Source organism: Vibrio sp. 1641, from assembly GCF_033339995.1.
Classification (GTDB): Bacteria; Pseudomonadota; Gammaproteobacteria; order Enterobacterales; family Vibrionaceae; genus Vibrio; species Vibrio alginolyticus.
This window is the reverse complement of sequence record NZ_JAWOVP010000003.1, coordinates 480,563-496,108: the sequence shown is the minus strand read 5'-3', so window position 1 is coordinate 496,108 and position 15,546 is coordinate 480,563. Positions and strand designations below refer to the sequence as shown.

Here is a 15,546-nt window from a genome sequence, read left to right as displayed (position 1 = left end):
AGTAGGAAAACCGAAAAAATTTCACAAAAAAACCGCAGATTAGACTGCGGTTTTACAAGATAGTTTTTAGGCCGACTTTTATTGGAGGCCGTTCATCAACTCATCTCGGCGAGCTTGAGGTACCACACTCCAATGAGTGCCGTTGATAGCACCTTCTAGTGCCCATAGCAACTCAATGTTGACGGTTGCAGAGTGCGTATCTCTTATCGCTTTATAGGCGTTAAGCGCACCTTCCTCTTCAAGCTTCTCTACGGATTCGATGCCGGCTTTTTTTAGCATGCGCTCGGTAGCCAGTCGTAAGTTAGGCAAATCTTTCAAACGGTTAGGCTTTGTACTTGCTTGCTGTTCTTTCTCAAGCTTTGCCTTTTTCAATGATTGATTCGCTACTTCGATTAAGCGTTCGCTTGATTCCCATAAATCGCTGGAAATAGCGTAGTACTTTGTAACGACTGGGAAGCCACGTTTTTTATAAACGTAAGGCTTTAGCCCTTGTTTCTCGAAGTCAGATGAAGTTTTTTGGTCTGCTCTGATATGAAGCTGATTGTTTACCACTAGTGCAAACATTGTTTCATCAGCGAATAGTCCGAAGCCACCAAACATTGAGCGCGACTTGATATTACCAAGTGCCTCAAATAGCTTCATAGAGTCTTTGAGTATCGGTTTATCCATGTTTTGTTATCTCGGTGTAATTAATATTACGCCACCAAAAGTCAGGTCCGAGAGAGTAGCAAACATGCGTAAAAACAATGTCATTACAGAGTAAAGTCATTGCTTACACACTTGCCATCGGTAACCCCGCTACCTTCCATATCGTAATATGGTTCAGGCCGGAGGCTTTGCGTCCCACTCTTTCGAATGGTTTGCCCTGTGCGTGACACAATGAGCATACTTCTTATATTGAATTAACATCACGGTTTAGCGTTAAAAGTGTGATTTCGGTTCAATAAAAATGATAGATTGAATGCTCTATTTTGCATATGGAAAGGTGCAAATTGGCCTTTGAAAAGGAGTTCTTAATATATATTACATTTATATAAAACAGGGAGTTAACGTTAGTCAATTGTTATTAGAGCGGTGTGAAGTATTAGAGAATGCTTAATTTTCCCAAAAAAATAAGCGCCCCTGTAGAGCGCTTATTTAACACGGTTAAATACAGTGAAATTTAGTTCATTTTTTTCACAGTATTTCGAATTACAAGCTCAGGTTGCATTTCGAAAATTCGTTTTTCATGTTCTTTATCTTTGATACGCTCAAGTAGAATTTCGAATGCATTTTTACCAACACGACGTTTAGGTTGGTGGATAGTCGTTAGCGGTGGAGAGAAGTATTCCGCAAGCTCGATGTTGTCGTAGCCGATCACTGAAATATCTTCAGGAATTTTGATCCCGTTTTGTTGCAAGCGGCTCATTAGGCCTAGAGCCATTGTGTCGTTAAAACAGAATACCGCCGTCGGGCGCTTGTCCATTGAGGTAATTTTATCTGCAACTAATACGGCCGTATCACATTCAAAGTTACCTTCAAGGATCCAGTCTTCATTTACAGCTAGGTTCGCTTCACTCATTGCGCGACGGAAACCTGCAATGCGCTCTTGGCAAGCAAGCTTTTCAAAATGACCGCTTAGACAAGCGATATCCGTATGACCATTGTCAATCAGATGTTTGGTTGCAATGTAGCCACCTTCTTCTGAGTTATCCATGATCTTGTCTGCTTGTGAGCTCTCTGGGCCCCAATCCATGACCACTTTAGGAATGTCCGCATGACGGTCAAGCATCTCTTTTAGTTCTTCGGTTAAGTCAGAACACATCACTAGGATGCCATCAACGCGCTTTTCAGCCAGCATACGAATGTAATCGCGTTGTTTTTCGTAAATCCCGCCTGTGTTACATAAAATCAGAGTATAGCCTTGGCGGTAACAGTAGCTCTCAACGCCATCAATCACTTCTGAGAAAAATAGGTTAGTTGATTGAGTTACTAACATGCCAATCGTACGAGTTGAGTTGCATTTTAGGCTGCGTGCAACGGCACTTGGCGCGTAATTCAGCTCGTCAACGGCTTTCATTACTTTTTCTTGCGTTGCTTCTGCAACGAAACGCGTTTTATTGATAACGTGCGAAACTGTCGTAGTGGAAACGCCGGCTAAGCGAGCAACGTCTTTTATCGTGGCCATAAATGGTGTCCTGTATCGAGCTACTGAAATATGTCGTATTGGATGTACCTGATGCTCTAATGGTTTCACACCTAGCAATATAAAATTGGCGCTAAGTGTCTCGGCAGCGGTTGATCCAAGTGCGACAAAAGGGTGCGTAGCAGCATCGGTCGATGAATTTTATCTTTTTTCTATCTGATGAGAAATTGCCATCAACCTGTTAAGAAAACACAAAAACCGCTATATTTCAGCGGTTTACATATAAATCATATTTAATCGTTTGCGCTCACATTTTAGCCCTATGTGGACTGACTAGCAATGTTTTCAGCAAGAGATTTGTGTATTTGAAGTCACATTTTGACTGCTAAATAACCAAGCGTCTTTGCGCTAAGTTAAGGCAAACGAATATTATACCCAAGTTACTTACAATTGGTCACTTTCAGGCATACAGGAAGCCCGATAGGCAGGCTCCCTAAAAATAGGCGGCAATTATTCACCAAGAAGGTAGGCGCTGTCTAGTTTACAAAATGCAACTAATAGTTTCGCGACACTCGAGTAAAATCCAAATTCGTCGAATTGTTTACATTTGTCTGAAAACTGAGGTAACCAAGACATCAATTGTTGCTGGATAAAGTCGTTTTGTTTAACGAAGGCTTCTTCCATGTGTTTTTCTTGTTCAAGCTCGTTTGAGCGGATAATCATGTTCCCGAGAAAGTCGAGCTCAACGGCTAAGTGATCCGCAGGTTCCTTTAGGTTTTCGTCTACTTGAACGCCAAATTCAGCCATCAACTTTTCCATTTCCTCAGCTGGCTTGTCATTCAGTAAACCTGATTCACCAATGTACATGGATGCGTAAGGAAGAGCGCCGTATTTTTCTGTCTTCAAAAACAGTTCACAAAAGTCAGCTGCAAGCTCTAGTTGTGCATCTTCACGATCTTGTAACCGATTCAGCGCATCAACTAGGCTATCAACGGCTGGTTTTAGCGACTCATTTTCACCTAAACCTGCGAGAAAACTGCGAATTTCAACACTGTGATAGGCTTCCAATTCTTTCTCTGTTAGTTCTTTTGCGAACAAGCTCGAAAACCACCAGTAAATTTCAGCGCGTTTTTCATTAAAAGCTTTCACTTCTTGCATTTTGGGCTCCTGAATGATGCTTCAAGTCATGCATCACAAAGTCAATTAGGGATATCCCCTAAGTGTAATCAATTAAAATGAATAGCAGTAACTATAATTGTTATGTTTTATGGTCAAAAATGACCGTTTATTAATAGCAATGGGCAAGCTTGTTTTGAATCAATAAAAACGCTAAATCTTGCGTTTTAATGTATCTATGACTAGAAATGTTACTAGTTATGAATAGAATACGTCTTGGATAATAAGAAGACAGAAAAGTGGTGTAAATGAGCTATCACGTATTAGTCGTAGAAGATGATGTTGTAACTCGTAGTAAGCTTGCGGGATATTTCCAAAATGAGGGCTACCAAGTCAGCGAAGCAGAGAGTGGCGCAGAAATGCGTGAAGTTTTGCAAGCGGGCGATGTAGACCTGATCATGCTGGATATTAACCTGCCTGGTGAAGACGGCCTGATGCTTACTCGTGAGTTACGTAGCCAATCGGATATTGGTATCATATTAGTAACAGGACGCACGGATAGCATTGATAAAATCGTAGGCCTAGAAATGGGTGCTGACGATTATGTGACAAAACCTTTTGAACTGAGAGAGCTGTTAGTTCGCGTTAAAAACTTGCTGTGGCGTATTTCAGCAGCGCGCAGTGGCAGCTCGAAAGCGAATGAAACCAGTGAAGAGCACATTGTGCGCTTTGGGGAGTGGACATTCGACATTCAACGTCGCGCACTTAGCCGCAACGGTGAGCCAGTAAAACTAACTAAAGCAGAGTATGAACTTTTGGTGGCATTATCGTCTTACCCTAACCAGGTGTTAAGTCGTGAGCGTATTTTGAACATGATCAGCCATCGAGTGGATGCGCCGAATGACCGCACCATTGATGTTCTTATTCGACGTATGCGCGCAAAAATGGAGTTCGATCCTAAGAACCCACAGATTTTTGTAACGGTGCACGGCGAAGGCTATATGTTTGCTGGTGACTAGTTTGAACATAACTCAATCGTAAAAAGAAAAGGAGAGCTTCGGCTCTCCTTTTTTGTGGCTTCAAGATAATACTAGTTTGCTTCAACCATTGGTGTTTGGCCGACAGTATCACGCAACCTTTGCCAAATACTGCCCAAGTACTCATGCCAATAAAGCTCTGTTTGTTCTAAGTAACGCGCTTTAGGTGAGTATTTATCCCAAGGTTGACTTATCTCGCTAATAGCTAAGAAGTTGGTCGGGGCTGGGATTGGTTTAATGCCTGCTGCGTTGAACTCATACAATGCACGGCTCATGTGACTCGCAGAAGTGACTAACACAATCTCCTTTTGTTGAACGAATGCAGCCGCTTGACGCGCCTCTTCCCACGTATCTTTCGCATCTTCTAATAAAATGATATCGGATTTCGCGACTCCCAACGCAAGGGCAACGTTCGCCATCATTCGCGCGTGGCTAATTTCAGATCCGCCAGCATAGCCGGATAAGATTAATTTCGCGCCTGGATACATTCTTAAAATACGAATGCCCTCAGTTAAGCGCATTAATGCTGCACGGCTTAACTGCGAGGTGGGTGGAATTTCGTCATCGATAACATGACCATTCCCTAAAACCATCACGTAGTCGATGGTGCCAGAAACTGGCAAAAAGGCTTTATGCTCTCGCTCTAACGGCATAAGAAGCTTGGTTGAAACAGGTTGGAAGGCAACAAGAAAAATGCCAACAAAAGAGAATAGAACAACGAAGCAGCCAGTTTTACGTTTTGTAGTAAAACTAATGAGAGCAAGACCCAACAAGCCTATCAGCAGCAATGCCGGAAGGGGCATAAGCATGGCTGACACTACTTTTTTCAGCTCAAACATACATAAATAGTCCGAAAAAACATCAATTGATAATAAAAATGAGGGTATCCCTCTTTATTCCTGCTTTCCTTGTGCCAGAATAGCGGCACAATCCGTTATGATAACTCAGCAGAAGTGACAGAAGACCGCAATTTCGACGATATCGCCCACAAATTTGCAAAAAATATTTACGGCTCCGATAAAGGGGAGATCCGCCAAATCATTGTGTGGGAAGATTTTCTACAGATTCTAAGTGAATTAGATGCTGACCAGCAACCCCTAGAAGTGTTAGACGCTGGTGGTGGTTTGGCACAAATGTCGCAAAAGCTTGCTAAGCTCGGACATCGAATCGCTTTATGTGATCTATCTTCGGAAATGCTGCAGTTGGCTAAGCAGGATATTGAAAAAAACGGTTTGCTTGAGCAGTATCGCCTGATTCATTCGCCTGTCCAATCCATCGGTGAACATATGGATGGACAGGTCGATCTGGTTATGTTCCACGCTGTGATGGAGTGGCTTGTTGATCCTAAGGCCGCACTTGAAACAGTTCTAGAACAAGTAAAACCGGGAGGCATCGCATCAGTCATGTTCTACAACCACCACGGTTTAGTCTATAAAAACGTGGTTTGTGGCAACATTCCTCATATATTAGACGGCATGCCTCACCGAAAAAGATTTAAACTACAGCCGCAAAAAGGCTTAAAACCTGAAGAAGTCTACCAGTGGATAGAAAATTCAGGTTTTAATATTTGTGGCAAATCTGGTATTCGCTCATTTAGTGATTACATAGGCAATATGGAATACATGGGTGATTACGAGTTTGAAGATGTGTTGGCGCTAGAAAAACAACTTTGTCGACAAGAGCCATACCTCTCATTAGGCCGCTACATTCATGTGTGGGCTAAAAAGAACGATAAACAGGAATAACAATGAGTGAGATGACTCTCAATGCTGCAGAGCAACCAATCGATGAGCTGGTTGGCTGGGTTAAGCAGCACGATTTCTCGTTGAACCTGACCACAGAGCGATTGGCATTTTTGATAGCCATTGCCGTACTGAGTAATGAAAGGTTCGATGAAGAACTGGGTGAAGGTGAACTGCATGATGCATTTGCCATCGTCACTCGACTATTTGATGAGACCGGCGAAGCCTCCGCTTTTCGTGCGAACAATGCGATCAACGAGATGGTTAAGCAGCGTCTTATGAGCCGTTTTGTCAGTGAAATTACTGACGGAGCGAGCATTTACCGCTTGTCGCCATTAGCGATAGGAATAACCGACTACTACGTGCGTCATCGTGAGTTCTCAAAACTGCGTCTATCTATCCAGCTATCCATGGTAGCGGATGAAATGGCGAAAGCGATTGAGGCAGCACAAAAAGGTGGCACACCGGGTCACTGGAAGAAAAACGTATACGGTGTTTTAAAATATTCTGTAGGCGAAATTTTCGATCAAATTGACCTCAACCAACGTGTTATGGATGAGCAGCAACAGTCAGTGAAACAACAGATTGCTGACCTGCTTAACAAAGACTGGCGCGAAGCGATCAACAACTGTGAAGCACTTCTGTCAGAAACATCAAGCACGTTGCGTGAACTTCAAGATACGCTGCAAGCCGCCAGTGATGAACTGCAAACTCAGATCCTCGATATTCAAGAAATTGTTTACGGTGACCCTGAGCTGGAGTTTATCGAAGAAGCCTTGTTTGGTCTGCAAATGAAGCTGGACCGAATCACAAGCTGGGGCCAGCAAGCGATCGACCTTTGGATTGGTTACGACCGACACGTGCACAAGTTTATTCGTACTGCAATCGATATGGATAAGAACCGTGCGTTTAGCTCGCGTCTGCGTCAATCCGTCAAAGATTACTTCGATGCGCCTTGGTATCTGACTTATGCAGATGCGGAGAGGCTTTCTGACCTTCGTGATGAGGCCCTAGTACTGCGTGATGATGAGGTCACGGGTCAAGTTCCGATGGAAGTAGAATACGAAGAGTTTCAACAAGTCAATGATGAGCTGTCTGAACGAATTGGTGACATGCTAAAAGCGCATAAAGATCAAGGCACACCAATCGATTTGAGTGTGGTACTGCGAGATTACCTTGCACAGCACCCTTACACTCATCATTTTGATTTAGCTCGCATTATCGTCGATCAAGCTGTACGTCTAGGGTATTCAGAATCGGATTACCAAGCGATTCAACCAGACTGGAAAGCAATCAACGAATTTGGGGCAAAGGTACAAGCGAATGTCATCGACCGATACTAATGAATACATGTCAGAAAATCTGGCAAAAGCAATTTCTAACCCTCTGTTCCCAGCGCTAGACAGCATGCTTCGAGCAGGGCGTCATATCTCAAGTGAAGATCTAGACAACCACGCGTTGTTGTCGGATTTCGAACTTGAGCTTTCTTCTTTCTACCAACGCTACAACACCGAATTGGTGAAAGCGCCAGAAGGTTTCTTCTACCTTCGTCCACGTTCAACATCTCTGATTGGCCGTAGTGTTCTTTCTGAACTGGATATGCTGGTGGGTAAGGTACTGTGTTTCCTTTACCTAAGCCCAGAGCGTCTTGCGCACGAAGGCATCTTCACTAACCAAGAGCTGTATGACGAACTGCTTGCTCTAGCAGATGAAAATAAGCTGATGAAGCTAGTGACGAACCGTGCTACCGGTTCTGACCTTGATAAAGAAAAGCTGTTTGAAAAAGTACGTACGTCACTTCGTCGTCTGCGTCGCCTAGGCATGATCATCAACATCGGTGAAACCGGTAAATTCAGCATCAGTGAAGCGGTATTCCGCTTTGGTGCCGATGTACGTATTGGCGATGACATGCGTGAAGCGCAGCTGCGTCTGATCCGTGATGGTGAAGCAGTAGTGCACACCAAAGAGCCAAGCCAAGGCAGCTTATTGTCTGAAGAAGATCAAGACGACCAAGCCCAAGAAGAAACAACAGAAGAGGGTGAAGCATGAGCATGATTGAACGCGGTAAATACCAATCGCTGACCATGGTCAACTGGAACGGCTTCTTTGCCCGTACGTTTGACATCGATGGTCTGGTCACCACGCTATCAGGTGGTAACGGTGCAGGTAAATCAACCACAATGGCGGCGTTCATCACCGCATTGATTCCTGACCAAACGCTACTGCACTTCCGTAACACGACAGAAGCAGGCAGCAGCCAATCGTCTCGCGACAAAGGTTTGTACGGTAAGCTACAGCCGGGCGCATGTTATGCGGCGTTGGACGTGGTGAACTCACGTAACCAACGCTTATTGTTTGCAGTAAAACTGCAGCAAGTTGCGGGTCGTGATAAGAAAGTAGACATCAAACCGTTTGTTATCCAAGGTCTTCCAAGCCATGTGAAACCAACGGATATTTTGGTTGAAAGCGTATCTGCGACTCAAGCTCGTGTACGTCAAATCAACGAAGTAAAAGAATCGATCGCGGAATTTGAAGGCGTTCAGTTCAAAGCGTTCTCTTCTATCGTGGATTACCACGCGCAAATGTTTGAATTCGGTGTGATTCCGAAGAAACTGCGTAACTCTGGAGACCGTTCTAAATTCTACCGCCTGATCGAAGCATCGCTTTACGGTGGTATCTCAAGTGCGATTACCCGCTCGCTACGTGACTACCTTTTGCCACAAAACGGCGGCGTGAAAAAAGCGTTCCAAGATATGGAATCGGCACTGCGTGAAAACCGCATGACGCTAGAAGCGATCAAAACCACGCAAGCAGACCGTGACTTGTTCAAACACTTGATTACAGAGTCGACCAACTACGTGGCAGCGGACTATATGCGCCATGCCAACGAGCGCCGTAAAAAACTAGAACAGACATTGTCTTTGCGTTCAGAGTTATTTGGTTCTCGCGAGACCTTGATTGAGCAAAACAATCTGCTTAACCGCGTTCAAGAAGAGCTGGAACTGCTGATCGAGTCAGAATCTTCTTTAGAGCAAGACTACCAAGCGGCTTCTGATCACTTGCAACTGGTGCAAAACGCGCTGCGTCAGCAAGAGAAGATCGAACGCTACCAAGAAGATCTTGAAGAGCTGAGCGAGCGTCTTGAAGAACAAATGATGGTAGTCGAAGAAGCGCAAGAACGCGTGATGATGGCTGAAGAGCAAGCTACCGTTGCAGAAGAAGAGGTGGATAGCCTTAAGACGCAACTTGCTGATTACCAGCAAGCTCTTGACGTTCAGCAAACTCGCGCCCTTCAATATCAACAAGCAGTTCAAGCGCTGGAGAAAGCGAAGCAGCTACTTGGCGATGACAGCCTAACGGCAGAATCGGCTCAAGCGCTTGTCTCTGAGCTTAAGAACAAAGAGTCAGAAAGCACCAATGCGTTGCTATCGGTTAAGCACAAACTGGACATGTCTTCTGCAGCGGCAGAGCAGTTTGAAACCGCGCTTAAACTGGTACAAAGCATTGTTGGTCAAGTTGAGCGCAAAGACGCGTCTGAACATGCGAAAACCGCAATTGCGAAAGCGCGTGAGTCACAACAAATCGCACAAAACGAACAGCAATGGCGAGCACAACACCGTGATCTCGAACGCAGCCTTAACCAGCAGCGTCAAGCACGTGAACTGGTTGCTGAATACAAAAAGCAATATCACGTTGAACTAACCGATGAGGTTACGTTTGAACAAGAACGTGAACGTCATGCGACGCAAATCGAATCAGTAGAGATAGCTCAAGAAGAAGTTCGTGATCAGCGTGGTGAACAGCGCCGTCTAGAGCAAAACGCGGTGGCAGAAATCAGTAAGCTTGAAGCAATAGCACCAGCTTGGATTGCGGCGAACGATGCGCTAGAGAAACTGAGAGAGCAGAGCGGTGAAGAGCTTGAGGATCGCCATGCGGTAATGAACCACATGCAAGTTGTCCTTGAACAAGAAAGGGAGCTGTCTTTAGCTAAAGATAAGCTTGCTGAGCGCCGTAGCCAGCTAGACTCTGAGATTGAGCGTCTTGCTTCTCCTGGTGGTTCAAATGACCCTCGCCTGAAAGGTTTGGCAGATACACTGGGCGGCGTATTGCTGTCTGAGATCTACGATGACATCACGATTGATGACGCGCCTTACTTCAGTGCGATGTACGGTCCGGCTCGTCACGCTATCGTTGTTTCTGACTTGTCAGGCATCGAAGAGAAACTGGTAGAGCTAGACGACTGTCCAGAAGACTTGTACATCATTGAAGGTGACATCGATGCCTTTGATGACAGCTCGTTCGATGCAGAAGAGTTAGAGGGCGCGGTTTGCGTTCGTATGAACGATCGCCAAATGCGTTACTCTCGCTTGCCTGAGATCCCATTGTTTGGCCGTGCGGCACGTGAGCAGCGTCTAGAGTTGCTGCGTAACGAACGAGAAGAAGTGGTAGAGAAACACGCGAAAGCGGCGTTTGATTCTCAGAAAATGCAGCGCTTGTACCAAGCGTTTAACCTATTTGTGTCTAACCACATTCAGGTTGCTTTTGACGCCGATCCAGAACAAGCACTGGCAACTATTCGTGATAAGCGTAACCAAATTGCTCGCGTGCTGGCGGATCTAGATGCGAAAGAGCAACAACAACGTTCTCAGCTTCAAACCAGCAAGCAAGCGTTGTCTTCTCTGGACAAGCTAGCGTCACACATGGTGCTTGTTGAAGATGAGTCATTGCAAGCGCGTTTTGATGAGCTAGAAGAGAAAATCGCTCAGCTTGCAGAGGCGAAGAACTTCTTAAGCAACCATGCAAAAGCCGTCGCGCAATTAGAGAATATTGTGTCTGCACTTGATGCTGACCCAGAGCAATTCGATGCACTAGAAGCAGAATACAAAGCGGCAGACGAGCGGCTACAAGATCTTAAGAAGCAAATCTTTGCACTCTCGGATCTCGTTGAACGTCGTCACTACTTCGCTTACTCTGATTCAGTAGACCTACTGAACAAGAGTAGCGAACTGAGTGAGCAGCTAAAAGCTAAACTGGTTCAAGCTGAAAAAATGCGTACTCGCTCTCGTGAAGAGTTGAAGCAATCGCAAGGTCAAATGAACCAATACAACCAAGTATTGGCATCATTGAAGAGTTCACACCAAGCGAAACTGGAAACGGTTCAAGAGTTCAAACAAGAGCTTCAAGAGTTTGGCGTGAACGCTGACGAAGGTGCAGAAGAGCGCGCAATGCGTCGTCGTGACGAATTGCACGAGCGTCTACACACGTCTCGCAGCCGTAAGAGCGAATACGAGCGCACGATAACCTCTACTGAACTAGAGATGAAAGGCTTGGCAAAACGTCTGAAGAAAGTTCAGAAAGAATACGTTGAGCTGCGTACGTTCGTGGTTGCTGCGAAAGCTGGCTGGTGTTCAGTACTTCGTCTGGCGCGTGAGAATGATGTTGAGCGTCGTCTACACAAGCGTGAACTGGCTTACATGTCAGCGGATGAACTGCGTTCGATGTCGGATAAATCACTGGGTGCGCTGCGTCTAGCGGTTGCGAACAATGACGACCTGCGTGATGCGCTGCGTCTATCAGAAGATAACGCACGTCCAGAGCGTAAAGTTCTGTTCTATATTGCTGTATACCAACACCTTCGTGAGCGTATTCGTCAGGATATCATCCGTACTGATGACCCAGTTGAAGCAATCGAAGAGATGGAAGTCGAGCTGGCGCGTCTAACGGAAGAGCTAACCCAACGTGAAAACCGTCTAGCGATCAGCTCTGAGTCAGTAGCGAGCATTATCAAGAAGACGATTCAACGTGAGCAAAACCGTATTCGTATGCTGAACCAAGGCCTGTCGAACATCTCGTTTGGTCAGGTGAAGGGCGTACGTCTAAACGTGAAGATCCGCGAAAGTCACGAAGTGCTACTGAACGGCCTAGCGACACAACAAGAGCAGCATAAAGACCTGTTTGAATCGACTCGCTTTACCTTCTCTGAAGCAATGGCGAAACTGTTCCAACGCGTGAACCCACACATCGATATGGGTCAACGTTCACCTCAAGTTCTGGGTGAAGAGCTACTGGATTACCGTAACTACCTAGAGCTAAGTGTAGAAGTGAACCGTGGTACAGATGGTTGGCTACAGGCTGAGTCTGGCGCGCTATCAACAGGTGAAGCGATCGGTACCGGTCAGTCAATCCTTCTTATGGTTGTTCAAAGCTGGGAAGAAGAGTCTCGTCGTCTACGCAGCAAAGACATTGTGCCTTGTCGTCTGCTCTTCTTGGATGAAGCCGCGCGTCTGGATGCGAAATCGATCGCGACATTGTTCGAATTGTGTGACCGTCTGGATATGCAGCTTCTTATCGCGGCGCCTGAAAACATCAGCCCAGAGAAAGGTACGACCTACAAACTGGTGCGTAAGGTGTTTAAAGATCACGAACACGTACACGTGGTTGGCTTGCGTGGTTTTGGTCAAACGGATAAGCCTAAGACTGAAGCACAAGAGATGATTGAAGAGTTTGAATCGTAAACTGCGAATCTAACAAAACGCCCGCAATGAACGCGGGCGTTTTTGTATCTGTTTACGAGGCAGGCTTCGAAATACATAAGATAAGCCGAGACTGTAGGACGGCAGTCTCGGCTTATTAACGGAACTTAATGAGGAAGCGACGTTTATTCCTCTGGAATATCGTCCCTGACTTCGATCATTTCAGCAAGCTCTTCAAGTGCTTGGACAGAAAGCTCAGACAAGCGTTGTAGGTGTTGGTCTAAGCTCTCTTGTTCTTCAAGCTCTGGTTCATCATTATTTGTTTCTTTTATTAGCATTTCCCAACCTCTCAAGTTGAGTAAGGGGAGCTCTCATCATACTCAAAAGGCAAAGTAGAAAAGAAACGATCTATGTTGATTTTGTTAGCTCGATCATTGATTCAACTTATATATGAGAAGGATGTGTTTAATAAGGAGAGCAAGTGCAAGGTTTTTGGATGCGGGAACAAAAACGCCAGTAATCATGACAATTACTGGCGAGTAATAACGAACATTAGGTCGGAGGGTTAGAACAACGGCTTCACACCGAACTGCTCTGCTGCGTAAGCGACGCGTTCAATCGGTTTTGGATACTCAGCAGGTGTGCCAAGGCTCTCTATGTGTTTCAAACGAGGAAGCAAGCCTGCACCATTAGCGATTTGGATTGCCAGACCAGGGCGAGCGTTAAGCTCTAAAACCATAGGTCCTTCATCTTTATCCAGCACCATATCCGTACCCATGTATCCCAAACCTGTCATTTCCCAGGCACTTGACGCAAGCTCCAGCAAGCGCTCCCAATGCGGTACTTGAAGGGTCGAAAGATCTTTACCTGTATCAGGGTGATGAGTCACTGGATGATCGAACTGCACCGCTCTGACGGCTTTACCTGTCGCGATGTCAATGCCTACTCCTACGGCACCTTGGTGAAGGTTTGCTTTGCCGTCGGAAGCCGCTGTAGAACAGCGCATCATCGCCATAACTGGATAACCTTTAAATACGATGATCCGAACATCTGGTACGCCTTCATAACTGAAGCCATCAAAACAGTCATCAAACTTGATTAAGTTTTCAACCACAGCAACGTCATTTTTACCACCAAGAGAGAAAAGGCCAGCAAGCGCATTACTAATGTGACGCTCGACCTCATCCCTACCAATTGTAGAGCCGGAGGGTTTGGTATATACCCCGTTTTTGTGAGACGTAACAACCAGAATGCCTTTACCGCCACTACCTTGTGCAGGTTTGATTACAAAACCAGGCCAGTTCTCAACCATTTTGTGGATAGTCTTAACTTCAGCTTGGTTATGAATGACACCGATCAGGGCAGGAACTGTTGCTCCTGCTGCCTGTGCAATAATTTTGGTCTTTAGCTTGTCATCGACAAGTGGGTATTTAGAACGATCATTGTAACGGCCAATATAGCTGTGGTTACGCTTGTTCATCCCCATAATGCCTTTATGGCGAAGCTTAGACGGCGAAGTAAAACTTTCGAACATCGTTTAGTCCTCCGCTAGTGGTTTGAAGCGTCGTAGCTCAGTGAGGCGGTAACCTGTGTAAGTACCTAGTAATAGAATACCGGCCAGAACAATCAACTGTAGACCAATGAAGTTAAAGGTTAAGTGTTGAATGTATGAGTTCGTCATTGCAAGGTAAACTAATACTGCTGTCAGCAATGAACCACCACCTTGCAGAGCAACTTCCTTCGCACCTTCTTCTTCCCATAGGATTGACATACGTTCAATCGTCCAAGACAAGATGATCATAGGGAAGAAGGTAATTGTTAGGCCTTCTGTTAAGCCCATTTTAAACGCAACAACGGTGAACACCGAGATGATCATAATAACGGTAATAATGACCGCAGATATCCTTGCTACCAGCAATAAGTTCAACCTAGACAAATAGCTTCGAATAATCAGGCCTGTACCTACAATTAGCAAGAAACCGACAATACCCGTTAATAGTTGAGTTTGAACAAAAGCAACGGCAATCAACACAGGCATGAAGGTACCGGATGTTTTCAGGCCGATAATCACACGCAAGAACACAACGATCAGAGCACCAATAGGGATGAGCATGATGGTTTTGAACATCGCTTGCTCTTCCAAAGGTAGGCTATGAATTGAAATATTCAGTAATCCATCTGCTTCTATTTTGTTGTTTGTAGCTTGTTGTGGTGTCATTTCTTGCTTAATCATCGAGAAATGCACTTGGCTATTTTTACCACCAACAAGGTCAAGTAAGGATACGTTTGATTCATCCCACACTAACAAGTTGGGTTTCACTGCTTTTTGTTCGGATTTTGGCGAAAACAGTACCCAATCTTTACCTGACCAAACCTGAACCATTGGTTGAATTGTTTGGCGTCGACGACCATCTTCTAGTTCGATAACACCGACGGTTTTGCTCTGTATACCTGCGGTAAGCAAAATATTATGCAGTGCATCAGTACGGCTGAAATCGTTCAGTAGTAGCGACGAGTTTTGGCTATCTGGGTCATTAAGCGCTTTGATAAGCTCACGAGTAAACGTCACATTATCGGCTGAGCGACTCATCGCACGTTCGATAAGGGCATTTGCCGCTGCTGCTTGTGGTGCTGATAGCGTTGGTGGCGTAATGTCTTCCGTTGGCGGTAAAGGAGTGACTTTAGCCTGAGGGTCTACTAAGAACTGGGCTTTGTAGTATATGGTTTGTGGCCCTTGAGCTTGGCGAATTGACCATTCTGCACGACGGCCTGAATCGTCATTGATGTAGGAAACGCCATAACCTGATGAGGAAGCAGATTCACCGATAAGTGTGTAACCACTTTGTGTATGAGGTGCTGCAAGTGACGCTTTTACTTCGTTGCCGTTAGCATTGAACTCAATACGAGCTTCTACATCCCATACCTGGCGAGTTTCGCCTGGCGTCCAAGGCACGCCGTAGTTTTCATGTCTGAAAACACTCAGAGCAATGCCCGCAATCACCAATAAGATGATAGAAAGGTAAAACGGTATTTTTGACGTCATAATCTACCTT

General features: G+C 45.3%; 12 protein-coding genes and 1 riboswitch. Of the genes, 5 read left to right on the top strand and 7 right to left on the bottom strand.

Annotated elements, in window-relative coordinates:
* Positions 1 to 78 precede the first annotated feature (78 nt).
* The 3 genes from R7Z47_RS10080 to torD all read right to left on the bottom strand — a co-directional run bounded on the left by R7Z47_RS10080 (position 79) and on the right by torD (position 3,283).
* Positions 79 to 669 carry a TfoX/Sxy family DNA transformation protein gene (locus R7Z47_RS10080; protein ID WP_005378367.1) on the bottom strand — a complete coding sequence of 197 codons (591 nt, stop codon included), beginning with the start codon at positions 667 to 669 and terminating at the stop codon, positions 79 to 81.
* A gap of 116 nt (positions 670 to 785) precedes the next feature.
* A riboswitch (cyclic di-GMP riboswitch) is annotated at positions 786 to 875 on the bottom strand.
* 287 nt (positions 876 to 1,162) lie between these two features.
* Positions 1,163 to 2,167 (bottom strand): HTH-type transcriptional repressor PurR, encoded by a 1,005-nt coding sequence (gene purR, locus R7Z47_RS10075; RefSeq protein ID WP_318130035.1) that lies wholly within the window; start codon positions 2,165 to 2,167, stop codon positions 1,163 to 1,165.
* Between the two features lie 468 nt (positions 2,168 to 2,635).
* The gene (gene torD, locus R7Z47_RS10070; RefSeq protein ID WP_017820035.1) at positions 2,636 to 3,283 is read right to left on the bottom strand and encodes a molecular chaperone TorD; all 648 of its coding nucleotides are present in this window, start codon (positions 3,281 to 3,283) and stop codon (positions 2,636 to 2,638) included.
* 266 nt (positions 3,284 to 3,549) lie between these two features.
* Here torD and torR point away from each other — a divergent pair, with 266 nt between their 5' ends.
* On the top strand, positions 3,550 to 4,260 hold the full coding sequence (gene torR / locus R7Z47_RS10065) for a two-component system response regulator TorR (RefSeq protein WP_005378370.1): 711 nt from the start codon (positions 3,550 to 3,552) through the stop codon (positions 4,258 to 4,260).
* 71 nt (positions 4,261 to 4,331) lie between these two features.
* On the opposite strand, the gene elyC is transcribed toward torR, so the two are convergent.
* Positions 4,332 to 5,117, bottom strand: a complete 786-nt coding sequence (gene elyC / locus R7Z47_RS10060) for an envelope biogenesis factor ElyC (RefSeq protein ID WP_005387893.1) — start codon at positions 5,115 to 5,117, stop codon at positions 4,332 to 4,334.
* A 114-nt stretch (positions 5,118 to 5,231) separates the two neighbouring features.
* Between elyC and cmoM the strand changes: the two genes are divergently transcribed.
* From cmoM to mukB, 4 genes are read left to right on the top strand one after another with little or no spacing between them, the layout of a single operon-like run.
* Positions 5,232 to 6,023 (top strand): tRNA uridine 5-oxyacetic acid(34) methyltransferase CmoM, encoded by a 792-nt coding sequence (cmoM, locus tag R7Z47_RS10055; RefSeq protein WP_025766915.1) that lies wholly within the window; start codon positions 5,232 to 5,234, stop codon positions 6,021 to 6,023.
* 2 nt (positions 6,024 to 6,025) lie between these two features.
* Positions 6,026 to 7,363, top strand: a complete 1,338-nt coding sequence (gene mukF, locus R7Z47_RS10050) for a chromosome partition protein MukF (RefSeq protein WP_017634722.1) — start codon at positions 6,026 to 6,028, stop codon at positions 7,361 to 7,363.
* A complete protein-coding gene (gene mukE, locus R7Z47_RS10045) occupies positions 7,344 to 8,069 on the top strand; it encodes a chromosome partition protein MukE (RefSeq protein WP_005378379.1) in 726 nt (241 codons plus the stop codon). The genes mukF and mukE overlap by 20 nt, the downstream gene beginning before the upstream one ends.
* Positions 8,070 to 8,071: 2 nt before the next feature.
* Entirely contained in the window at positions 8,072 to 12,535 is a 4,464-nt protein-coding gene (gene mukB / locus R7Z47_RS10040; protein WP_047100904.1) for a chromosome partition protein MukB, read from the top strand.
* Positions 12,536 to 12,678: 143 nt separating this feature from the next.
* Here the strand turns inward: mukB and R7Z47_RS10035 are convergent, their stop codons facing one another.
* From R7Z47_RS10035 to R7Z47_RS10025, 3 genes are all read right to left on the bottom strand, one after another.
* A complete protein-coding gene (locus tag R7Z47_RS10035) occupies positions 12,679 to 12,831 on the bottom strand; it encodes a hypothetical protein (RefSeq protein WP_005378381.1) in 153 nt (50 codons plus the stop codon).
* A 227-nt stretch (positions 12,832 to 13,058) separates the two neighbouring features.
* On the bottom strand, positions 13,059 to 14,027 hold the full coding sequence (locus R7Z47_RS10030; RefSeq protein ID WP_005378387.1) for an alpha-L-glutamate ligase-like protein: 969 nt from the start codon (positions 14,025 to 14,027) through the stop codon (positions 13,059 to 13,061).
* A 3-nt stretch (positions 14,028 to 14,030) separates the two neighbouring features.
* Positions 14,031 to 15,536: an inactive transglutaminase family protein gene (locus R7Z47_RS10025; protein WP_005378389.1), complete on the bottom strand. Its 1,506-nt coding sequence runs from the start codon at positions 15,534 to 15,536 to the stop codon at positions 14,031 to 14,033.
* Positions 15,537 to 15,546 lie beyond the last annotated feature (10 nt).